An 18,913-nucleotide genomic window follows, 5' to 3' on the forward strand; every position below is an offset into this window, starting at 1 on the left:
TGCCTCGCGATTGACCGCGTCCCCCGAGCATTCGATGTGCTGGAAGACGGACGTGGCCCACGTCCGCCGACCGTCCATGCGGTCGCACGACGGGGGACCGCACGGCCGGACCGGACATGCCCATGTGCCGGGTTTGCCCCCCGGCGCCGAAAGACGGAGCGATCATGCAATCGATCAGACATAGGATCCTCGCGGGCGCCGCCCTGGCGCTCGCGATTTTCGCCGGACCCGCGGCGGTGCTCGCCGATCCCGCGCCCGCCCAGGCCGACATCATCACCGAGACCGCCGTTCAGACCGACGTCGAAGTCGGGTCGAGCTGGAACACCCAGTGGTTCACCTACAGCGGTGACGTCCTGCAGGACTGCAAGGGTTACACCTACCGCGAGACCTTCCGGATCGAGTGGGACGCCGACATCCGTCTCGACGGCGTCTACGTCCGCAAGGTCACGATCAAGATGTGGAACGAGTACAAGGGCACCCCGACCCTCGGCGTCGGCCGCTACCGCATCTGGGGGAGCGGCGATCCGTGGGTGGAGGAGAGCTACCGCTCCTTCGACACCGACAACGAGTGGGAGGAATGGTCGCCGCACAAGCCCAATGAGAACGGGATCAACCGGTTCTTCCCCTGGGCGAGCTCCGACATCGTCGCCTTCGGCTTCGGCATCACCGACCCGTGCGTGGAGGTCGACGGCGCCAACCGGATGATCAACCTCCAGTTCCAGCTCAAGCGGCACGTGACGATGAGCTCGATCCCGACCGGGACCATCGCCGACGTCAACCTCGACGGGAAGAACGACATCCTGACCCGCTTCGCCAACGGTGAGCTGTGGCTCTACCCCGGCAACGGATCGAACGGATTCGCCGCCTCCTACAAGGTCGGCCACGGCTTCAACGGCGCGAGCAGCATCAGCGTCGGCGACACCAACGGCGACGGGAAACCCGACCTCATCACCACTGCCGCCGACGGCGGCGATCTACGGATCTACAACCACAGCGGCAATCCCGGAAGCCCGTACGGCTCCAGCATCGTGGTCGGCTCCGACTGGGACACGATGACCGCGGTCAACGTCGGGGACGTCAACCTCGACGGGAAACTCGACCTCATCGGCCGCGACACCAACGGGAACCTGCGGGCCTACCCTGGAAACAACGCCAACCACTTCGGGGACGCCTACACCATCGGCACCTACTGGGGTGCGATGAAGGAGATCAACGTCGCCGACGTCGACCGGGACGGCCGTGCCGACCTGATCGGCATGACCCAGACCGGCGACGCGTACCTCTACTCCCACAACGGGAACAACGCCAACCCCTACACCGGTAACGGCCGCCTCATCGGCACCAGCTGGTCGGGCATGACCGCCGTCCTCTTCGGAGACTTCAACGGCGACGGCAGACCCGACATCGTCACCCGCGACGGCGGCGCGCTGATCCTCTACTCCCACACCGGAACCGGAACCCCCTACACCCGCGGCGCCCAGATCGGCCGCGGCTGGGCCAACATGACCGACATCGACTAGCGCCACCAGCACTCGACGAGCCCGGACCGTGCGCGTGGTCCGGGCTCGTCGAGTGCCGCGCACCGTTGGTGAGACGGGCCGAGCCGATAGGCGGTGAGCAGCGTCGGTCCCAGCGGGTACGAACGGGGCAGAGGCTCTTGCGGTTCTGGGCCGCGAGGCAGGTGTTCACACACAACGACGGTGTCGTGGACGACAAGTCACGCCAGGTCCAGTACCGCCTTGCCCTTGACACGCCGGTCCAGGAGGGCCGCGGCGGCCTCCTCGGCGCGCTCCCAGGGGCCGCGCCAGCCGATCTCGGGCGTCAGGCGGCCGGTGCGGACGAGGTCGAGCAGGTAGGCCAGGTCGTCGCCGAGGGGCGCGGTGATGTTGAAGTTCTCGATCCGGCCGCGCGCCGAGCGGGTCCCGGCCTCCTCGAAGTCGATGGTGGTGGTCTGGCGGGCGGCGCGGCCGACGGCCTGCACCACCCCGTCGGGCTCCAGGCGGTAGAACGCCTCGGCGAGCTGTGCGCCGCCGACGGTGTCCAGGACGCCGTAAACCGGCCGGTCGAGGGCTTCCGGGCCGGGCACGATCTCGTCGGCGCCGAGCCTGGCGGCCTTGGCGGGATCACCGACCGAGGCGATGACGTGGGCGCCGGCGAGTGCGGCCAGGCGGACGGCGTAGCGGCCGACGCCGCCGGAGGCGCCGGTGACCAGGACGCGGCGGCCGAGGATGGATCCCAGTCGTCGCACGGCCTGTAGCGCGGTCACCCCGGCGACGGGGAGGGCGGCGGCGACGCCGAGGTCGACGTCGTCGGGGACGATGGCCAGCTCGCCGGTGTCGACCGCGCGGCGCTGCGCCCAGGCGCCCGACCAGCCGAAGGTGACCACGCGGGCGCCCTCGGCGGGTCCGCTGCCGTCTGCGGCGGCGCGCAGGACGATCCCGGCGGCGTCCCAGCCGGACACGAAGTCAGGGCGGGGGGAGCGGTAGGCGACCTCGCCGAAGTTGAGGGAGACGGCCTTGACGGCGATCAGCGCCTGGTTGGGGCGCGGGGTGGGCTCGGCGGTCTCGCCGAGGCGCAGGCCCTGGGGGCCGTTGAGAAGTGCGCGCATGGTTCTCTTCCGAATCTCTCGCGGTTCCTTGTGGAGGGAACGATGCGGGAGAGGGCTGACGGAAACCTGTCGGCCCGCCCGGCAGGCCGATGGCCACGGCGTGGTCGCCGTGGCCATCGTGCTGTGCGCGGGATGTGACCGCTCGGTCGGCCTCAGGCCGCCTGGGCGGCCGACTTGCGGGAGCCGAGCAGCGCGCTCGCGGCGGCGAGCAGGCCGACGACGGCCACGGCGATCACGAAGTAGAGGCCCGGCCGGTACTGCGCGAGGCTCGTCGCGACGCCTCCGCTGATGAGGCCGGTGACGACCGCGAGGACGACGGCTCCGCCGATCTGGCCGGAGGTCTGGACGAGGCCGGAGGCCAGTCCCTGCTCGCTGTCGTCGATGCCCTCGGTGGCCTGGACCATGACCGCGGAGAAGCCGAGGGCGAATCCGATGCCGAGGAGCAGGAAGGAGGGGAGGTAGTCGATGAAGTAGGCCGGTTCGGCGTCGCCGCCGCGGACGATGAACCAGGCGTAGCCCAGGACGAAGGAGGCCATCGAGGCGATGATCATCGGCCGGGTGCCGAAGCGGTCGATGAGCTTGCCCGCCAGCGGTGACAGGAAGGCCACGATGATTCCGGCCGGGGCGAGCGCGAGGGCCATGTTCAGCGGCTCCCACTTGAGGGTGTTCTGCAGGTAGAGGGACACGATGGTCTGGAAGCTGATGTAGGAGCCGAAGATCGCCAGGGCGGCCAGGTTGGCGCGCACGATCGAGGCGGCCTTGAAGATTCCCAGGCGGACCAGGGGCTCGCGGACCTTCTTCTGGATGAGGAAGAACGCGGCCAGCAGTGCCACGGCGGCCACGGTCGTGGCGGTCACGAGGGGCGTGAAGCCGGTCTCGGGGACGGTGACGATGGTGTAGACCGCGGCGAGCATGCCGCCGGTGAGGGTGGCGGCTCCGGCGAAGTCGATGCGTCCGCGCTCGGTGTTCTCGGTCTTGGGGACGACGATGAACGCGGCGATGAGGACGACGGCGACGGCGGCGACCGGGGCGAAGAAGGTCAGGCGCCAGTCGATGCCGGTCAGGAAGCCGGAGACGATGAGGCCGGAGGCGTAACCGGTGGCGCCGAAGATGGTGAACAGCGACAGGGCCCGGTTGCGGTCGTGGCCTTCCTTGAAGGTCGTGGTGATGATCGACAGCGCGGCGGGTGCGGTGAAGGCCGCGGCCAGTCCCTTGACGATGCGGCTGGCGATCAGCAGGCCGCCGGAGTCGACCAGTCCGCCGACCAGTGAGGCGATGCCGAACACCGCTAGGGCCACCAGGAAGACCTTGCGCCTGCCGAGCAGGTCGGAGGCGCGGCCGCCGAGCAGCAGCAGGCCGCCGTAGCCGAGGATGTAGCCGTTCACGATCCACTGGAGGCTCTCGGTCTGCATGCCGAGTTCGGTTCCGATGGACGGCAGGGCCACGCCGACCATCGACACGTCGAGCGCGTCCAGGAACATCGCCAGTCCGGCGACGAACAGGATGGCCCACAGTTTGGTGCCCCACTTGTGGGAGGCGGCAGGGGTAGAGGGGTCGGTCGTGGGCTGGTGTCGCGTGTCAGTCAGGGTCACGTCCGGAAAACTACATGCCCTTGCATTGGATGTCAATGCATTAAACGCGGTGACATGTAATGCAGTCGCATGTTAATCTTCCGGTCATGGGAGAACCCACCGACGTAGAGGTGTGCGACCAGTGGTGCGCGACACTTCGAGCGGTCCACGTCACCTCTGCCGCGCTGGAGCACGCCCTGGAGGCCGAGCACGGCCTGGGCCTCAGTGAGTTCCAGGTCCTCCTCGTCCTCGCCGGCGTCGAGCCGGGACGGGCGAAGATGAGGCTGAAGGACCTGGAGGCCAAGATGTATTTGAGCCAGAGTGCGCTCTCCCGGACCGTCGCCCGCCTCCACGACGCGGGGCTCCTGACCAGGGCCGCCTGCGAGCTCGACCGGCGGGCCCTCTTCGTGGAACTGAGCGAGTCCGGGCGCAAGCGTTACGAGGACGCCCTGCCGACCCACATGAGGGTGCTGCGGGAGCAGGTCGCCGCGGTCTGAGCGCGGGCCGGCGACGCGATGACCGTCACCGGTGCGCCGGTGCCGGGCTCGCGGGAGTCCGCTCGGCGCGCCGCCGCATCCCGACCGCGCCCAGGGCGAGCACCAGCAGCACCGCCGCCGTGTTGTGGATGTACCGCGCCACGGGATCGACGTCGCCGATCGGGTCGCTGAAGAACCCGGCCGCCGCGCTCGTGGCCAGCCCGCCCGCCGCCATGGCCGCCTGATGGGCCATGGTCCAGCGCGACGAGCGCGCCATCCACGAGATCAGCACGGCGGCCAGCGCGAGCAGCAGCACGGCTCCGGTCGCGCCGAGCCACGTCTCGGGCATGAACTGGAAGGCACCGGCCAGCACGAAGGCGATCAGCCCGGCCGGGACCGGCGCCGGGACGCGCCGCTCACGCGCGGGCGCTCGCCGCGTCCCCCTCGTGAAGGCGAAGACGACCAGGGCGAGCGCGACAGCGGCCGCTCCGGTGATCTGTGCGGGTGTGGCGTGGTCGGTCTCGGTCTCCAGGTGGAAGCGCAGGACGACGAAGGCCGCGCCCAGGTACAGGACGGCGGCCAGCAGCAGTCCCGGCAGCTTCAGCCACGGCTCGCGGGAGCGTCCGGCGGCCTCGGTCAGCGCGATGGGCGCGCCGAAGCTCCACAGCGCGTGCCCGGTGGTGAAGGCGATCGCGGTGGTGGCGCTCAAGCCGAGTGGGGCGATGAAGGTGCCCTCGGTCAGCGCCGTCCAGTAGTCGATGCCCCGGTAGCTCTGGCTGAACATCGACTGGTCGATCACTCCTGCCTGCACGACACCGGCGGCCGCCGCCAGCGCGATGATCCCCGGCCAGCCGACCCCGTAGCGGCGCGCGAGCTCACGGATCAGCAGCGCCGGAGCCCCGTAGAGCGGCACGAAGATGACCAGGTTGCCCAGCAGCGTCGCCGGACTCCCGGTGCTGTCGTCATAGCCGGACAGGTACTCGGCGCACACCGGCGCGAGCACCAGCAGCATCGCGGCCAGACCCCAGCGGGCCCTCATCCCTCCGCCACCTTCGCGCCGAGCAGCATCACGGCCACCCCGAGGACCGCCACGCTGAGATTGGCGTAGAGCTCATGGCCGGTCACGAACCCCACGTGCGGGATCACGTAGCGGTTGAAGGCGTTGAGGAACCCGCCCATGATCGGCTGCGTCCACAGGTGATCGATGGCGCCGCTGACGCCCATCACGGCCAGCAGGAACCCGGCCGTCTCGACGATCTTCTTCATGCCGCCGACGCTAGGGACGCCACCCGGCCGCGCGGATCGGGCGAGAGCCTCGCGCCGGGGCGACCGAGGCATCGCGTTCGGGCGCCCGCGCGCGACGAGAGTATGGACTCCGGCGACTTAGGTATCGCACGGCCGGTGATGATCATCCGGGCCGGTAGGTTCGGGCGCATGAGGCGACGGCGGAACGCACGCGACTGGGCGGTGGACCTGACCGCCTTCGTGCTGGCCGCGCTCTTCGGGCTGTTTTTGGCCGGGACGCGCGTCGACGAGGGCGCGCTGCCCGACCCGTCGTGGCTGTTCACCCTCGACCAGATCGCCGGGGTCCTCGGCTGCGCGGCCCTGTGGCTGCGGCGGCGATGGCCCGTCGGGCTCGCGTTCGGCCTGATCGTGCTCTCGGCGTTCTCGGAGCTGGTCTCCGGCGCGCTGCTGGTCGCGCTGTTCACCGTGGCCGTCCACGAGCGGCTGCGCACCACCATCGCGGCCTTCGCCGCCGGTGTGGCCGCCGGTGGCGTCTACGCGTTCCTGCGCCCGGAGCCGCAGGCGGCGACCGGGATCATGCTCGGCGCCTCCCTCGCCCTCGCCGCGGTCGGGTGGGGGCTGTTCGTGCACCACCGGCGGCGGCTCCTGGAATCCCTGCGCGAGCGCGCCCGCCGCGCCGAGGAGGAGGCGGGGATGCGCGCCGAGCGCGCCCGCCGCGACACCCGCGACGCCATCGCCCGCGAGATCCACGACGTCCTCGGGCACCGGCTGTCGCTGCTGAGCCTGCACGCCGGTGCCCTGGAGTTCCGCCCGGACGCGCCCGCCGCCGACGTCTCGCGCGCGGCCGGGGTGATCCGGGAGAACGCCCACCTCGCCCTCCAGGACCTGCGCGAGGTCATCGGCGTGCTGCGCGCGCCCGTCGGTGAGCTGCCCACCCCCGGCATCGGTGACCTGGCGCGGCTGGCGGCCGAGACCGTCGACGCCGGGACGCCCGTCGACCTGCGCGTGGCCGCCGAGGGTCTCCCCGACACCACCGGGCGCACGGTCTACCGCGTGGTCCAGGAGGCGCTGACCAATGCCCGCAAGCACGCCCCCGGAGCGCCCGTCGAGGTCGTGGTCGATGGCGCGGTGGGGGAGGGGCTGGGCGTGGAGGTGTCCAATCCGCTCACCGGCGGTCCCGGCGGCGAGGGCGGCGGGGCGGGCCTGATCGGGCTGGCCGAGCGCGTCGCGCTCGCCGGGGGCGAGCTCACACACGGTGCCGAAGGCGGGCGGTGGCGGGTCGCGGCCCGGCTACCCTGGCCGTCATGACCACCGTGATCGACGTCCTCATCGTCGACGACGACCCGCTGGTGCGGGCGGGCCTGTCGATGATGCTCGGCGGGGCCGGTGACCTGCGGGTGGTCGGTGAGGCCGGGGACGGCGGTGAGGTCCCGGCGCTGGTGGCGTCGCTGTCGCCGCGGGTGGTGCTGATGGACGTGCGGATGCCCGGTGTGGACGGTCTGGCCGCCACCGAGGCGCTGCGGGCGCGGCCCGGGGCGCCGGAGGTGATCGTGCTGACCACCTTCGACGCCGACGAGCACGTGCTGCGGGCGCTGCGCGCCGGGGCGGCGGGGTTCCTGCTCAAGGACACCCCGCCGGCCGAGATCGTCGAGGCCGTGCGGCAGGTGGCCGGTGGGCGGCCGGTGCTGTCGCCGTCGGTGACGCGCCGCCTGATGGCCCGCGTCGCCGAAGAGGGCGGCGACGAGCGGCGGGCGGCGGCGATCCGGCGGCTGGCGGGCCTGAACGAGCGGGAGCGGGACGTGGCCGCGCAAGTCGGGCACGGCCGCTCCAACGCCGAGATCGGGCGGGCGCTGCACCTGAGCGTGCCCACGGTCAAGACGCACGTGTCGGCGGTCCTGGCCAAACTGGGCATGAACAACCGGGTGCAGATCGCCCTCCTCGTCCACGACGCGGGCCTGCTGGACGGCTAGAGCGCGTTGGCGCCCGGGTTGCGCGACCACGCGAGCACCCGCGCGGCCTGCTGGGAGAACTCGTCCCAGGTGACGCGGCTGGCGTAGATCTGGCGGATCTCGAAGGGGATCACCGGGCGGGCCATCTGGGCGCGGTCGATGCCGACCTCCTTCATGCCGCCGAACAGGATCTGCTGGGAGTACTCGTTGTTGCTGCCGAATCCGGCGCCGAGGAAGTCGCCGAGGCTGGCCTCGCCGTGCTCGTCGCTTTCGAGGACGTAGCCCTCGGGCAGGTCGAGGCCGTGCTGCTGCTCCAGCTTGGTGGCGATGGCGTTGAGGACGGCCTCCTTCTCATCGGCCAGGAACTGCTTGGCGGGGTCGGAGAGCAGCTCGTGCAGCTCGCAGAGCATCGCCCTGGGCAACGCGGCGATCTTGTTCTTGGGGACCTTGGTGCCGTAGGGCTGCTGGTTGTCGACGTTGTCGATCTTGTTCTGGTTGATGGGGCGCTCCTTGCGCACGTCCCGCAGCGCCAGGTTGAGGGTGCGGTCGACCCAGACGGCGGCGTGCATGTACAGCAGGGCGATGTGCCCGCGCAGCTCGGTGCCCGCTGCGGCGTTGTTGATGGTGGCCGCGTTGGCGTGGACGAGGGTGTCGGCGGCGGCGAGGGCGTTCGTCAGGTGGGTCTTGGCGCGGTTGCGGGCGGAGTCGTCGCGGATCACGGTGTGGATGCCGCCGAGCATCTGCCGCCACTGCGAGGGCGGGAAGCCGACGGAGTAGTGGACGAGGAGCCTGTTGTCGTCGACGCCGGGGCAGGGCCCGGCGATGGCGGTGCCTCCGTTCTTGACGAACTGGATCGCCATGTTCTCCGGCGCGTGGTTGGCCAGCAGGGCGTCGAGTCGGCCGGTGGCGCCGTAGAGCAGGTCGCGGGTGGAGCGCAGGGCGCGGATCCGGTCGTCGAGGGCGTTCTGGGCGGCCACGGCCGACACCGTGTACTGGTCGAAGTGCTCGGTGACGAACTCCAGGTTGGAGATCTGCTGCCCGCCGATGGTGACCTTGTCGCTGACCAGCCGGAACCAGGGGTGCTCCACCAGGCGGGTGTCGCCGGGGAGGTTGTCGGCGTTGGAGTCGGTGATCCTGCGGTGCATTTCGAGCTCGAAGCCCATGGCCATGAGGCCACCGCCTTTCGGGTACGGGTGGCTTCGACGTTATGGGGGATTCGCCGCGATCATCCAGGGACGAAGGGCATATATGGCCTGCCTGGGGGAGCAGGGCTCACTTCCCGAGCGGGCCCAGGCGCGTCCAGCGGCGCTCGTACTCGCCGATCCAGCGTCCGGGCGCGAAGCGGCCGACGGCGGTCTCCAGTGCGCGCCGGTCGCCGCCGGCGAGCAGGACGTAGCGCAGGCGCGGGCCCTGCGGCGGCTCGTCGACGTGCCATGCGGCGAGGTCGGGACGCTCGTGGCGCAGGTACACCTCCAGCGCGTAGTTCTCCTTGATGCGCAGGGAGTCGCTGAGGCGGGGCGCGCGCAGGTAGCCCACGCCGACGCCGCCGATCTCGTCCCAGAGGGTGACCTGGAGGCGTCCCTCGCGCAGCCACCACACGCCGGTGGCGTCGACGGCCACGCCGGGCAGCAGGTGGGCGCGGCGGGGCAGGGTCGCCGCGGCGTAGGCGCAGCCCAGGCACAGCAGCGCGCACCCGCAGGTCATGACGCCGCCGATGACCTTCTCGGCGGTCTGCTCGAAGTCGCCGGTGCGGAAGGCGTTGACCAGCAGCAGGGTGAGGACGGCGAAGAGCGCGACGCCGAGCAGCAGGCGCAGCGCGTGGCGGCGTCCGCCGTGCCGTGACCACACCGCCTCGGCGGCCGGGACCGGATGCATGCCGACACGGTAGCCGCCGTGGGTGAACGCCGGATTCTCTGCTGACAGCAGATCGCCTTGTCAGCGGCGGTGCGGGCGGCACATCGTTGGTCTGGCAAGCAATGTCGATTGAAGGAGAGGCCGATGCAGACCACCATCAGCGGCTCGCTGGACGACCAGCTGGCCGCGCGACTGCTCCAGCAGCGGATCATCGTGCTCGGCACCGAGGTCGACGACCAGGTCGCCAACCGTTTGTGCGCGCAGTTGCTGCTGTTGTCGGCGGAGGACCCCAAGGGCGACATCAGCCTGTACATCAACTCACCCGGCGGCTCGGTCAGCGCCGGGCTGGCCATCTACGACACGATGCGCCTGATCCCCAATGACGTCAGCACGCTGGTGATGGGCCTGGCGGCGAGCATGGGCCAGTTCCTGCTGTGCGCGGGGACGCCCGGCAAGCGCTACAGCCTCCCGCACTCGCAGGTGCTGATGCACCAGGGCTCGGCCGGTTTCGGTGGCACGGCCGCCGATGTGGAGATCTACGCCGGTCAGCTGGAGCGGATCGGGAACCTGATGAACCGGCTGACGGCCGAGCACACCGGTCAGACGGCGGAGACGATCGAGAAGGACGGGTTGCGGGACCGCTGGTTCAGCGCCGAGGAGGCCCGTGACTACGGGATGATCGACCACATCGTCGAGCGCGTCTCGGATGTGCGCCCGACCGTCGCGCAGCGCCGGGTGGGGGTGTGATCATGTCGCAGTACACGATTCCGACGGTCATCGAGAAGACCCCGAACGGTGAGCGGGCCTTCGACATCTACTCGCGGCTGCTCAAGGAGCGGATCATCTTCCTGGGCACCGAGATCGACGACGGTGTGGCCAATGTCGTGATGGCGCAGCTGCTGCACCTGGAGTCGGAGAACCCCGACATGGAGATCGGGCTCTACATCAACTCACCCGGTGGTTCCTTCAGCGCGCTGAACGCCATCTACGACACGATGCAGTTCATCCGGCCCAGCATCGCCACCTACTGCATGGGGCAGGCCAGCTCGGCGGCGGCGGTGCTGCTGGCGGCCGGTGCGCCCGGGCGGCGCCTGGTGCTGCCGCGCGCGAAGGTGATGCTGCATCAGCCGTCGAGTCAGGCCCGGGGCACGCTCCCGGACCTGGCGGTGCAGGCCAAGGAGGTCGCGCGGGTGCGGGCCGAGATGGACGAGATCCTCTCGCTGCACACCGGGCACCCGGTCGACAAGATCCGTGAGGACACCGACCGCAACAAGACCTTCACCGCCGCCGAGGCCGTCGCCTACGGGCTGGCCGACAGGGTGATCAGCAGCCGCAAGGCGGCCAAGGCACCGGCAACGGCGCGCTGATCAGGCCGCGAGGCAGTAGGCGTTCCCGGCCCCGTGCGTCCGCGCGCGGGCCGGGACGGCGTCCAGGTGGACGACCGGGACGCGGCGGGCGCGGTCGGCGATGAGCGTGGCGGCGACCTCGGTGAGCACCTCGGCCAGGTCGATGCGCAGGGCCTCGCAGATGGCGGCCAGGACCTCCGAGGAGGCCTCCTTGCGTCCGCGCTCCAGCTCCGAGAGGTACTGCATGGACACCCGGGCCATGCGGGCCACGTCGGCGAGGGTGCGTCCCTGCTGGAGGCGGTAGCGGCGCAGGACGCCGCCGATGAGGGTGCGCAGCAGCCGCGACCGTCGCACGTCGGTGGGCTCGACCGGATCCGCCATGTCATCGCTCCTCGGGTGTGGCGCGGCTGCTCTCGTCCAGCTATACCGGCGTCCACGGCGGGTTCGGAAACGTGTTCGCCGATGGCGTAAGGGGACGGGCGCTCGTGCGCCCGCCCCTTCGTGGTGTGCTCAGCCGCGCAGTCGGTGCTCGGCGGCCCAGTTGGAGATGGACGCGGCGATCTCGGCGGGGCGGTCCTCGGGGGTGTGGTGTCCGGCGACGAGGTCGTGGTGGTCGATCTGGAGGGCGGCCATGTTCTGCGCGCACCACTCGTACATGGCCGGGCTCATCATGGTGCTGTAGCTGGGCTCGAAGGTGATGAGCAGCTTGGGGACCTCCGGTGTGGTGGCCAGCCACTTGCCGTAGGCCTCGACGCGGGCGACGACGTCCGCCGGCTCACCGCCCAGGGGCATCGAGCGCGCCCACTGCAGGACCGGGCGGCGGCTGTCGGGGGTCGGGAACGGCGCGCGGTAGATCTCGGCGTCGGCGTCCGAGAGCGGCTCGGAGACGGTGCCGGACAGGTCCAGGAACAGGTTCTGCTCCAGCAGCATCGACTCCCCGACGCCGGGCGTCTTGATCGCGGCGAACAGCTCGGCCCCGGCGGGCGGGAACTCCTCCCAGGCCATCGGCTTGACGATGGTTTCGGTGAACGCGATCCCCTTGACCCGCCCCGGATGCCGCGCGGCCCAGTCGAAGGCGAGCGCGCCGCCCCAGTCGTGTCCTACCAGGACGACCTCGTCGAGGCCGAGGGCGTCGAACCAGGCGTCGAGGTAGCGGGACTGGTCGTCGAAGGTGTAGTCGATGCCGGGCTTGCCGGAGTCGCCCATGCCGATGAGGTCGGGGGCGAGGATGCGTCCGGGCCAGTCGAGGGCGGGGATGACGTCGCGCCACAGGTGGGAGGAGGTGGGGTTGCCGTGGAGGAGGACGAGCGGTGCGCCGGTGCCGGTTTCGCGGTGGTGGATGAAGGAGTCGAGGACGGGGGTGGTGGGCATGTCGTGTCCCTCGGGGCTGAGTTAGTTGACTGACTTAGTTCGAGGGGAACGTTAGTCCGAGGACGGGATCGCGGTCAATCGGGTGTGGGCCAGGTCACCGGTGGCGGCGGTGGGCGGTGTCGGGCCCGATCTCCTTGAGCAGCGCCAGGGCCTCGGCCGTCCCTGAGTCCGGGCGCGGGGTGAAGACGCGCATCCGCTGGTCCTCGGTGGGCGTCAACAGCGCCTCGACGTCGAAGTCCATCGCCCCGGCCTCGGGGTGGATCAGCCGGAGGCGGCCGCGCCGCCGCACGGCGACCTCGTGGCGCTCCCAGAGCGCGGTGAACTCCGCGCTGGCCGCGCGCAGCCGCGCCAGCAGGTCCGCCGCCGCCGGATCGCTCCCGCGCCGGGCGATCGCCGCGCGCAGGTCGGCGACCAGCTCGCGGCCCTGCGCCTCGTGCTCGGCGGGCGGGCAGGCCGCGCGGACGAACGGGTCGGTGAACCAGCGCCAGACCACGTTGCGGTCGAGTCCCTCACCGGTGCTGCACACGCAGCCCAGGACGGCCTCGGCGAGCGCGTTCTGGGCCAGCACGTCGCCCAGGTCGGTCAGGACCTGCGCGGGGATCCCGGTGAGTTCGTCGAGCACGTGCCGCAGTACCGGCCCGACGTGCTGCCCGGCGGGCTCGGCGGCGGGCGGACGGTGCCCGGCGAGCACGTAGAGGTGGCCGCGCTCGTCGGCGCTCAGGCGCAGGGCGCGCGCGAGGGCGTCCAGGATCTGCGCGGAGGGCTGTGGGCTGCGGGCCTGTTCCAGGCGCATCAGGTAGTCGGCGGACATGCCGGCGAGCACCGCGACCTCCTGGCGGCGCAGGCCGGGCGTGCGGCGGCGGGGGCCGCCGTCGAATCCGGCCTCGGCTGGGGTGAGCCGTTCGCGCGCGCGGCGCAGGAAGTCGGCGAGTTCGCGGCGGTCCACGGTCGGGTGCCCCCCTTGGTGCGGTAGGACGGTCGATCCTAGCCAGCGCGCTCCGATTTTCATCGCGGCCGGGAGGGCGCAGGGTGATCGGCATGAGCGCACACATGATCACCCGTTCGGTATCCGTCGCCGCCGCCACCGTCCCCTATCGCCTGTGCGGGAGCGGACCGGCGCTGGTCCTGGTGCACGGCACCGGGCGCGGCTCGGTCACCTGGGACGCCCTGCTGGAGCGGCTCACCGGCCGTCACACCGTCGTCCTGCCCGACCTCTCCGGCAGCGACCGGGCCGTCGACGACGGCTCACCGCTGACCATCGAGGGCCTGGCCGCGCAAGTCGCGGCGGTCATCGAGGACGCCGGGACGGGCCCGGCCGACGTCGTGGGCCACTCGCTGGGCGCGTCGGTGGCGCTGGCGCTGGCCGCGACGCGCCCGGACCTGGTCCGGCGGCTGATCCCGGTGGCGGGCTGGACCGGTGGCGAGGACGCCTATGTCGCCCACGTCATCGAGCAGTACCTGGCGCTGGCCGACCGGCCGGAGGCCTTCGCGCGGCACGCGATGCTCACCGGCTTCAGCCGCCGTCACATCGCCGCGATCGGACCGGCGGCGGCCGATGAGCTGGCCCGCGGCTTCACGCCGTCCCCGGGCCGGGTGCGGCAGCTGGAGCTGGTGCGGCGGCTGTCGATGGACGGCATGCTCGCGCGCGTCACCGCGCCGACGCTGGTGATCGGCTGCGCCGAGGACGCGCTGATCCCCGTGGCCAACTCCCGCCGCATCCACGCCGCGATCCCGGGTGGTGACTACGCCGAGCTGGACTCCGGGCATGTGGTGCGGGTGGAGCGCCCGGCGGAGCTGGTCGCGCTGATCGAGGAGTTCCTGGGCCGATGATCCGAACAGAGTGCCCGGAGCGGTTCGCCGCGCCGTTCTGGGAATCGAGGTGTGCGGGGGTCGCCGCCCTGGCGCAATGGGCGTGATGTAGCGGGAGTATGTGCTGGCCGGGGTGGCCGAGGATCTGGGGAGGGGGCATACCTTCGCGGCGGGGCAGTGGTTGACCGCGCTGACCCAGACGTACCCGGATGATCTCGATCTGCGCGCTCGCCGTGGCCGACGAGGGCCCGGTGGAGTGGGCGCCGGAGGAGCCGGCCGCCGGTGGCGTCCTGGGCCGGGTGCTCGGGCGGATCGGTTGCGTCCTGATCCTGCTGCTCCCGCTCACCGTGCTCGGTCTGGCGGCCTACGGGGCCTACGTGTTGCTGCGCCCGTCCTGATCCGGCTCGACGCGTTCTCGTACCGGCGATCCGAACAAGTGTTATATATGGACAGAACGCAATATGTCGGACGAGCCGCCGGAGGTCGCGATGTCGTTCTGGGACTACTTCTGGCTGCTGCTCATCTGGCTGCCGATGCTGCTGCTGTGGGGTTTCGCGCTCATCGACATCTTCCGCCGCGATGACCTCAAGGGCTGGATGAAGGCCCTGTGGGTGGTCGTGATCATCCTGCTGCCGTTCTTCGGGACGCTGATCTACCTGATCATGCGCCCGGCGGGCGCGACGCCGGCCGAGCGGCAGGCGATCGACGCCGGCAGCCGCGAGTTCGTCGCGCGCTATGCCCCGGACAACAGTGCCGAGCAGTTGCGGGTGCTGGCCGATCTGCACGACCGGGGCAAGCTCACCGATGAGGAGTTCGCGAGCGAGAAGACGCGGGTTCTCGGAAAGACCGGCTGACTACAGGAGTCCTCCCGCGGCGGTGATGGTCTGCCCGGTGATCCAGGCGGCGTCGGGGCCGAGCAGGAACGCGACGATCCCGGCGATGTCGTCGCCGGTGCCCAGGCGGGCGAAGGGCGTGTTGCGCGCGGTGCGGGCCAGCAGCTGCGGGGGCAGTGATCCCCGCAGCAGCTCGGTGTCCACGGCGCCGGGGGCCACGCAGTTGACGGTGATGCGGCGCGGGCCGAGTTCCTGGGCGGCGATGGCGGTGAACTGCTCCACGGCGGCCTTGCTGGCGGCGTAGACGGCGTTGCCGGGGGTGGGGCGGCCGGTGGCGATCGAGGACAGGTTGACCACGCGTCCGCCGTCGCGCAGGCGGGGCGCGGCGTGGTGGATGGCGAAGTAGGTGGCCTTGGCGTTGACGGCCATGACCCGGTCGTAGGAGGCCTCGTCGGCGTCGTCGAATCGCCCGTGTGGCAGCCAGATCCCGGCGTTGTTGACCAGCGCGTCGAGTCCGCCGAGGGCCTCGCCGGCCTGCGTGACCAGGTCCACGACGTCGCCGTGGACGGCCAGGTCGGCGCGGACGGGCAGTGCGCCGGTCGCTTCGGCGACGGCCTGGGCCTCGTCCTTGCTCTGGTGGTAGCCGAAGACGACCCGTGCGCCGTCGGCGGTGAGCCGCTCGGTGATCGCGCGGCCGATGCCGCGCGAGCCGCCCGTGACCAGCGCCGTCTTCCCCGTCAGTGGTTTCATGCATCCCTGCGTTCGGTGATGGGTCGATTGCTGTCAGTATTGTGGAGCCTGATCGGCGGATCGCGGGGAGGGGCTGTGTTGCGGGTGGGCGATGTCGGCATGAGCGGTGAGCGCGTCCGCGCCGTCCTGATCGCCGCGGCGATCAGGATCAAGCCCGAACTGGGATACGGCGGCATCAGCGGCGCCGAGCACATCACCGCCGACTGGGGACTCGACTCGGTGGATCGCATGGAGCTGCTCATCGCCGTCGAGGAGGCCTTCGGCATCGAGGACGAGGTCGATCCCCGCGTCTTCATGACCCCGGCCAGCGTCAACGACCTCACCGAGCAGATCATGGCCGCCGAGGCGGCGCTGCGGTGATCCCGACGGTCCATCCGCCCGGCGCGATCGTCCTGAGTGGACGAACCATGGCCGCCCACTTCTTCCGCGCCGGTGACGAGCGCCTGTCCCACGCCGGGGGCTGGGACCTGGTCTTCGGCGACCGTTTCGGGCGCGGTGTGCTCAATCTGGACGGTCCCCGCCACCGCGACTACCGCAAGGCGCTGCTGCCGCTGCTGACCAGGCGCGCGGCGTCCGGATACGAGCCCGTGGCCCGCGAGGTCCTCGACCGCGCGTTGACCGGCGTCGCCGCCGACGCGCCCGTCGACCTGCACGCCCTGGTCAAACCGATCGTCTTCGAGGTCTCGGCGACCCTGTTCGCCGGAATCACCGGCGAGGCGGCCATGGAACTCCTCGGCGCCTACACCGCCCTGCAGGACCCGGGTGACGCCCTCGGCACCGCCGACGGACGCCGCGTCGCGCGCCAGGTCGTCGGCGCCCGGCGGCGGCTGCGCGCCGCCCTGGGCGAGGCGGTCGCCGCTATGACCGATGTGGACGGACCGGTGCGGCGGCTGCGGGAACTGCCCGATCCGCCGGGTGACGAGGAGATCGCGCAGAACCTGGCGATCCTGATCCTGGCGGGCTTCGAGACCACCAGCTACGTCACCGCCCGGATGCTCTGGCTGCTCGCCCGCCATCCCGGCCACCAGGACGCGCTGCGCGCCGACGGCTCGGCCTTCGCCGCGGTCTTCGCCGAGACCACCCGCCTGCACCCGCCGCTGGCCTGGCTGCCGCGCACCGCCGCGACCGATCTGTCCATTGCGGACACCGCGATCCCCGCCGGGAGCGGCGTGTACTTCGACATCGCCGCCACCCACCGCGACCCGGAGGTCTTCGAGGCGCCGGACGAGTTCCGTCCCGAACGCCACGCCGCCCCACCGCAGGGGAAGTTCGCGCAGGTCCCCTTCAGCGCCGGACGGCGGGTCTGCGCCGGAATCCACGTCGGCACCATGGAGGCCGAGACGATCACGACGGGGATCCTGCGCCGCTTCCGGCTGACCGCCCCGCCCGGCGCCCACATCGGCGACGTATCGGCGAACGGCTCCACCGTCACCCCGGCAGCCCCGCTGCTGGCCCGATGCCACCCGCTGCCGTGACGGCGCTCGACCGCCCGACGCTGGCCGAGGTCCCGGCCGCGCTCGGTCCACACGCGACGCTCGCCTACCCCGGCACCGGCGACCTGCTCACCCCGAAAGAGCTGGACGCCGCCTCGGCCCGTCGCGCGCACGCCCTGCTGGCGGCGGGCGTGCGGCCCGGCGAGGTCGTCGGCCTGCTGCTGCCCACCGGCCCCGACGTGCTGCTCGGGCTCTTCGGGGTGGTCCGGGCCGGGGCCGCCGCCGCGATGCTCGCCCCGCACTCGGCCGACCCGGGCGTGGCCGCCGAGCGCCTGGCACCGGCGGTGCGCCGGGCGCGGATGCGCCATCTCATCGCCCACCCCGACTTCGCCGCCGTCGCGCACGCGCTGCTCGCCCACTGCCCGTCGCTGACCGTGCTGGAACCCGGACTGGAGACACCCGGAGCGGGTGCGCTGCCCACTGTCGACGCTGGCGACCTCGCCGTCGTCCAGTTCACCTCCGGCAGCACCGGGCACCCCAAAGGCGTGATGCTCTCCCACGCGGCGATCCTGGCCGGCCTGCGCGCCATTGCCACCACCGCCGCGTTCAGCGAGCGGGACGTGATGGTCAACTGGGCGCCGCACTTCCACGACCTCGGCCTCTTCGGCGTGCTGTCGGTGCTGCTCGCCGGAGGTGGCGTCCACATGCTCTCGCCCCTGGCGTTCATGCGCAGGCCGGCAGGGACGCTGCGGCTGCTCGCCGAGACCGGCGGGACCATCATGACCGGGCCCGACTTCGCCTACCGCAAGATCGCCGCCGCGCTCACGCCGTCCACACTGGATGGACTGGACCTGTCGCGCTGGCGGCTGGCCTTCAACGGCGCCGAACCGGTCCGCGCCGACACCGTCGACGGCTTCCAGAAGGGCCTCGCCCCGGCCGGAGTCGCCTCCTCGGTGATGTACCCGGTGTACGGGATGGCCGAGGCGACCCTGGCCGTCACGTTCCCCGCGCCGGGCACCGAGCCGCGCGTCGTCCACGTCGACCGCGCCCGCCTCGCCGACGATCACCTGGCCGTCGCCGTCGCGGAAGGACACGCCGACGCCAAGGCGCTCGTCGCCGTCGGGCGCCCGGTGACCGGCATGAACCTGCGCATCCTCGACGAGAACGGTGAAGAGTGCGCGCCCGGGCGTCTCGGTGAGATCCAGATCGCCGGGCCCGCCGTGACCTCCGGCTACCTGCACGACCCGGCCGCGACCGCCGCCGCCTTCGACGGGCCCTGGCTGCGCACCGGCGACCTCGGCGTCGAACTCGACGGCGACCTGTTCATCGCCGGGCGCCGCAAGGAGATGATCATCGTCCGCGGCCAGAACCACTTCCCGCAGGACGTCGAGGACCTCGTGCGCGAGGCGCCCGGCGTCCACCGCGGCCGCTGCGTCGCCTTCGCCGACCCCGCCACCGAGCACATCGTGGTCGTCGCCGAACTGCCCGCCGCCGCCGACCACGCCGCCGTCACCAGCGAGCTGCGGGCGCGCGTCGCCGACCGGCTCGGGCTGGCCGCCGTCCGCGTCCACGCCGTCAAGCCCGGCCGCCTGCCCACGACCACCAGCGGGAAATGGCAGCGCGACCTGGCCCGCACGCTTCTGGGGGAATGACGAAGGCGGCCACCCC

General features: G+C 71.7%; 21 protein-coding genes and 1 pseudogene. 12 read left to right on the plus strand and 10 right to left on the minus strand.

The window, feature by feature from the left end; genetic code table 11:
- The first annotated feature begins 164 nt into the window (after window positions 1-164).
- Window positions 165-1,520, plus strand: coding sequence for an FG-GAP repeat domain-containing protein (locus QSK10_RS13755; protein WP_285663166.1), 1,356 nt, complete (start codon window positions 165-167; stop codon window positions 1,518-1,520).
- Window positions 1,521-1,717: 197 nt separating this feature from the next.
- On the opposite strand, the gene QSK10_RS13760 is transcribed toward QSK10_RS13755, so the two are convergent.
- Together QSK10_RS13760 and QSK10_RS13765 are read right to left on the minus strand one after the other, a co-directional pair.
- Entirely contained in the window at window positions 1,718-2,608 is an 891-nt protein-coding gene (locus tag QSK10_RS13760) for a zinc-binding dehydrogenase (protein WP_285663167.1), read from the minus strand.
- Between the two features lie 152 nt (window positions 2,609-2,760).
- Window positions 2,761-4,200 carry an MFS transporter gene (locus tag QSK10_RS13765; RefSeq protein WP_285663168.1) on the minus strand — a complete coding sequence of 480 codons (1,440 nt, stop codon included), beginning with the start codon at window positions 4,198-4,200 and terminating at the stop codon, window positions 2,761-2,763.
- Between the two features lie 86 nt (window positions 4,201-4,286).
- Here QSK10_RS13765 and QSK10_RS13770 point away from each other — a divergent pair, with 86 nt between their 5' ends.
- Entirely contained in the window at window positions 4,287-4,676 is a 390-nt protein-coding gene (locus QSK10_RS13770; RefSeq protein ID WP_285663169.1) for a MarR family winged helix-turn-helix transcriptional regulator, read from the plus strand.
- Between the two features lie 25 nt (window positions 4,677-4,701).
- Here the strand turns inward: QSK10_RS13770 and QSK10_RS13775 are convergent, their stop codons facing one another.
- Together QSK10_RS13775 and QSK10_RS13780 are read right to left on the minus strand one after the other, a co-directional pair.
- Complete coding sequence (locus QSK10_RS13775; protein ID WP_285663170.1) at window positions 4,702-5,694, minus strand: hypothetical protein; 993 nt, start codon at window positions 5,692-5,694, stop codon at window positions 4,702-4,704.
- On the minus strand, window positions 5,691-5,921 hold the full coding sequence (locus QSK10_RS13780) for a hypothetical protein (protein ID WP_285663171.1): 231 nt from the start codon (window positions 5,919-5,921) through the stop codon (window positions 5,691-5,693). Before QSK10_RS13780 ends, QSK10_RS13775 begins: the two co-directional genes overlap by 4 nt.
- A 168-nt stretch (window positions 5,922-6,089) precedes the next feature.
- Here QSK10_RS13780 and QSK10_RS13785 point away from each other — a divergent pair, with 168 nt between their 5' ends.
- Window positions 6,090-7,208, plus strand: a complete 1,119-nt coding sequence (locus QSK10_RS13785) for a sensor histidine kinase (protein WP_285663172.1) — start codon at window positions 6,090-6,092, stop codon at window positions 7,206-7,208.
- On the plus strand, window positions 7,205-7,870 hold the full coding sequence (locus QSK10_RS13790; protein ID WP_285663173.1) for a response regulator: 666 nt from the start codon (window positions 7,205-7,207) through the stop codon (window positions 7,868-7,870). The genes QSK10_RS13785 and QSK10_RS13790 overlap by 4 nt, the downstream gene beginning before the upstream one ends.
- Here the strand turns inward: QSK10_RS13790 and QSK10_RS13795 are convergent.
- Window positions 7,867-9,012, minus strand: a complete 1,146-nt coding sequence (locus QSK10_RS13795; RefSeq protein ID WP_285663174.1) for a hypothetical protein — start codon at window positions 9,010-9,012, stop codon at window positions 7,867-7,869. The genes QSK10_RS13790 and QSK10_RS13795 overlap by 4 nt on opposite strands.
- Before the next feature lie 109 nt (window positions 9,013-9,121).
- Window positions 9,122-9,724: a hypothetical protein gene (locus tag QSK10_RS13800; RefSeq protein WP_285663175.1), complete on the minus strand. Its 603-nt coding sequence runs from the start codon at window positions 9,722-9,724 to the stop codon at window positions 9,122-9,124.
- 123 nt (window positions 9,725-9,847) lie between these two features.
- On the opposite strand from QSK10_RS13800, the gene QSK10_RS13805 reads away from it, so the two are divergent.
- Both QSK10_RS13805 and QSK10_RS13810 read left to right on the plus strand, forming a co-directional pair.
- Window positions 9,848-10,450 (plus strand): ClpP family protease, encoded by a 603-nt coding sequence (locus QSK10_RS13805; protein ID WP_285663176.1) that lies wholly within the window; start codon window positions 9,848-9,850, stop codon window positions 10,448-10,450.
- A gap of 2 nt (window positions 10,451-10,452) precedes the next feature.
- The gene (locus tag QSK10_RS13810) at window positions 10,453-11,070 is read left to right on the plus strand and encodes an ATP-dependent Clp protease proteolytic subunit (RefSeq protein ID WP_285663177.1); all 618 of its coding nucleotides are present in this window, start codon (window positions 10,453-10,455) and stop codon (window positions 11,068-11,070) included.
- A gap of 117 nt (window positions 11,071-11,187) precedes the next feature.
- Here QSK10_RS13810 and QSK10_RS13815 read toward each other — a convergent pair.
- The 3 genes and pseudogenes from QSK10_RS13815 to QSK10_RS13825 all read right to left on the minus strand — a co-directional run.
- Window positions 11,188-11,430, minus strand: a pseudogene (locus QSK10_RS13815) (helix-turn-helix domain-containing protein); the annotation flags it as partial.
- Between the two features lie 129 nt (window positions 11,431-11,559).
- Window positions 11,560-12,420: a haloalkane dehalogenase gene (locus QSK10_RS13820; RefSeq protein ID WP_285663178.1), complete on the minus strand. Its 861-nt coding sequence runs from the start codon at window positions 12,418-12,420 to the stop codon at window positions 11,560-11,562.
- A gap of 94 nt (window positions 12,421-12,514) precedes the next feature.
- Window positions 12,515-13,366: a helix-turn-helix transcriptional regulator gene (locus QSK10_RS13825; RefSeq protein WP_285663179.1), complete on the minus strand. Its 852-nt coding sequence runs from the start codon at window positions 13,364-13,366 to the stop codon at window positions 12,515-12,517.
- A gap of 92 nt (window positions 13,367-13,458) precedes the next feature.
- On the opposite strand from QSK10_RS13825, the gene QSK10_RS13830 reads away from it, so the two are divergent.
- The 3 genes from QSK10_RS13830 (at window position 13,459) to QSK10_RS13840 (ending at window position 15,083) form a co-directional block, all read left to right on the plus strand.
- The gene (locus QSK10_RS13830) at window positions 13,459-14,250 is read left to right on the plus strand and encodes an alpha/beta fold hydrolase (RefSeq protein WP_285663180.1); all 792 of its coding nucleotides are present in this window, start codon (window positions 13,459-13,461) and stop codon (window positions 14,248-14,250) included.
- A 188-nt stretch (window positions 14,251-14,438) separates the two neighbouring features.
- The gene (locus QSK10_RS13835; protein WP_285663181.1) at window positions 14,439-14,627 is read left to right on the plus strand and encodes a hypothetical protein; all 189 of its coding nucleotides are present in this window, start codon (window positions 14,439-14,441) and stop codon (window positions 14,625-14,627) included.
- 63 nt (window positions 14,628-14,690) lie between these two features.
- Complete coding sequence (locus QSK10_RS13840; RefSeq protein WP_285663182.1) at window positions 14,691-15,083, plus strand: SHOCT domain-containing protein; 393 nt, start codon at window positions 14,691-14,693, stop codon at window positions 15,081-15,083.
- Here the strand turns inward: QSK10_RS13840 and QSK10_RS13845 are convergent, their stop codons facing one another.
- Window positions 15,084-15,812 (minus strand): glucose 1-dehydrogenase, encoded by a 729-nt coding sequence (locus QSK10_RS13845; protein ID WP_285663183.1) that lies wholly within the window; start codon window positions 15,810-15,812, stop codon window positions 15,084-15,086.
- Between the two features lie 99 nt (window positions 15,813-15,911).
- On the opposite strand from QSK10_RS13845, the gene QSK10_RS13850 reads away from it, so the two are divergent.
- The 3 genes from QSK10_RS13850 to QSK10_RS13860 are packed head-to-tail and all read left to right on the plus strand — an operon-like array spanning window position 15,912 to window position 18,897.
- Window positions 15,912-16,172, plus strand: a complete 261-nt coding sequence (locus tag QSK10_RS13850; protein ID WP_285663184.1) for an acyl carrier protein — start codon at window positions 15,912-15,914, stop codon at window positions 16,170-16,172.
- 47 nt (window positions 16,173-16,219) lie between these two features.
- Window positions 16,220-17,287 (plus strand): cytochrome P450, encoded by a 1,068-nt coding sequence (locus QSK10_RS13855; protein WP_285663185.1) that lies wholly within the window; start codon window positions 16,220-16,222, stop codon window positions 17,285-17,287.
- The gene (locus QSK10_RS13860) at window positions 17,269-18,897 is read left to right on the plus strand and encodes an AMP-binding protein (RefSeq protein WP_285663186.1); all 1,629 of its coding nucleotides are present in this window, start codon (window positions 17,269-17,271) and stop codon (window positions 18,895-18,897) included. Before QSK10_RS13855 ends, QSK10_RS13860 begins: the two co-directional genes overlap by 19 nt.
- The last annotated feature ends 16 nt before the right edge of the window (window positions 18,898-18,913 follow it).

The sequence above is a fragment of the Actinorhabdospora filicis genome, assembly GCF_030269765.1.
Lineage (GTDB): Bacteria > Actinomycetota > Actinomycetes > Mycobacteriales > Micromonosporaceae > Actinorhabdospora > Actinorhabdospora filicis.

Excerpts from the sequence above, each read along its gene's own strand:
- QSK10_RS13805 (WP_285663176.1), top strand. The coding sequence starts at position 9,848 with ATGCAGACCACCATCAGCGGCTCGCTGGACGACCAGCTGGCCGCGCGA.
- QSK10_RS13755 (WP_285663166.1), top strand. The coding sequence starts at position 165 with ATGCAATCGATCAGACATAGGATCCTCGCGGGCGCCGCCCTGGCGCTC.
- QSK10_RS13760 (WP_285663167.1), bottom strand. The coding sequence starts at position 2,608 with ATGCGCGCACTTCTCAACGGCCCCCAGGGCCTGCGCCTCGGCGAGACC.
- QSK10_RS13860 (WP_285663186.1), top strand. The coding sequence starts at position 17,269 with ATGCCACCCGCTGCCGTGACGGCGCTCGACCGCCCGACGCTGGCCGAG.
- QSK10_RS13845 (WP_285663183.1), bottom strand. The coding sequence starts at position 15,812 with ATGAAACCACTGACGGGGAAGACGGCGCTGGTCACGGGCGGCTCGCGC.
- QSK10_RS13810 (WP_285663177.1), top strand. The coding sequence starts at position 10,453 with ATGTCGCAGTACACGATTCCGACGGTCATCGAGAAGACCCCGAACGGT.
- QSK10_RS13800 (WP_285663175.1), bottom strand. The coding sequence starts at position 9,724 with ATGCATCCGGTCCCGGCCGCCGAGGCGGTGTGGTCACGGCACGGCGGA.
- QSK10_RS13775 (WP_285663170.1), bottom strand. The coding sequence starts at position 5,694 with ATGAGGGCCCGCTGGGGTCTGGCCGCGATGCTGCTGGTGCTCGCGCCG.
- QSK10_RS13830 (WP_285663180.1), top strand. The coding sequence starts at position 13,459 with ATGAGCGCACACATGATCACCCGTTCGGTATCCGTCGCCGCCGCCACC.
- QSK10_RS13850 (WP_285663184.1), top strand. The coding sequence starts at position 15,912 with ATGAGCGGTGAGCGCGTCCGCGCCGTCCTGATCGCCGCGGCGATCAGG.
- QSK10_RS13840 (WP_285663182.1), top strand. The coding sequence starts at position 14,691 with ATGTCGGACGAGCCGCCGGAGGTCGCGATGTCGTTCTGGGACTACTTC.
- QSK10_RS13770 (WP_285663169.1), top strand. The coding sequence starts at position 4,287 with ATGGGAGAACCCACCGACGTAGAGGTGTGCGACCAGTGGTGCGCGACA.
- QSK10_RS13790 (WP_285663173.1), top strand. The coding sequence starts at position 7,205 with ATGACCACCGTGATCGACGTCCTCATCGTCGACGACGACCCGCTGGTG.
- QSK10_RS13785 (WP_285663172.1), top strand. The coding sequence starts at position 6,090 with ATGAGGCGACGGCGGAACGCACGCGACTGGGCGGTGGACCTGACCGCC.
- QSK10_RS13855 (WP_285663185.1), top strand. The coding sequence starts at position 16,220 with ATGGCCGCCCACTTCTTCCGCGCCGGTGACGAGCGCCTGTCCCACGCC.
- QSK10_RS13835 (WP_285663181.1), top strand. The coding sequence starts at position 14,439 with ATGATCTCGATCTGCGCGCTCGCCGTGGCCGACGAGGGCCCGGTGGAG.
- QSK10_RS13820 (WP_285663178.1), bottom strand. The coding sequence starts at position 12,420 with ATGCCCACCACCCCCGTCCTCGACTCCTTCATCCACCACCGCGAAACC.
- QSK10_RS13795 (WP_285663174.1), bottom strand. The coding sequence starts at position 9,012 with ATGGGCTTCGAGCTCGAAATGCACCGCAGGATCACCGACTCCAACGCC.
- QSK10_RS13780 (WP_285663171.1), bottom strand. The coding sequence starts at position 5,921 with ATGAAGAAGATCGTCGAGACGGCCGGGTTCCTGCTGGCCGTGATGGGC.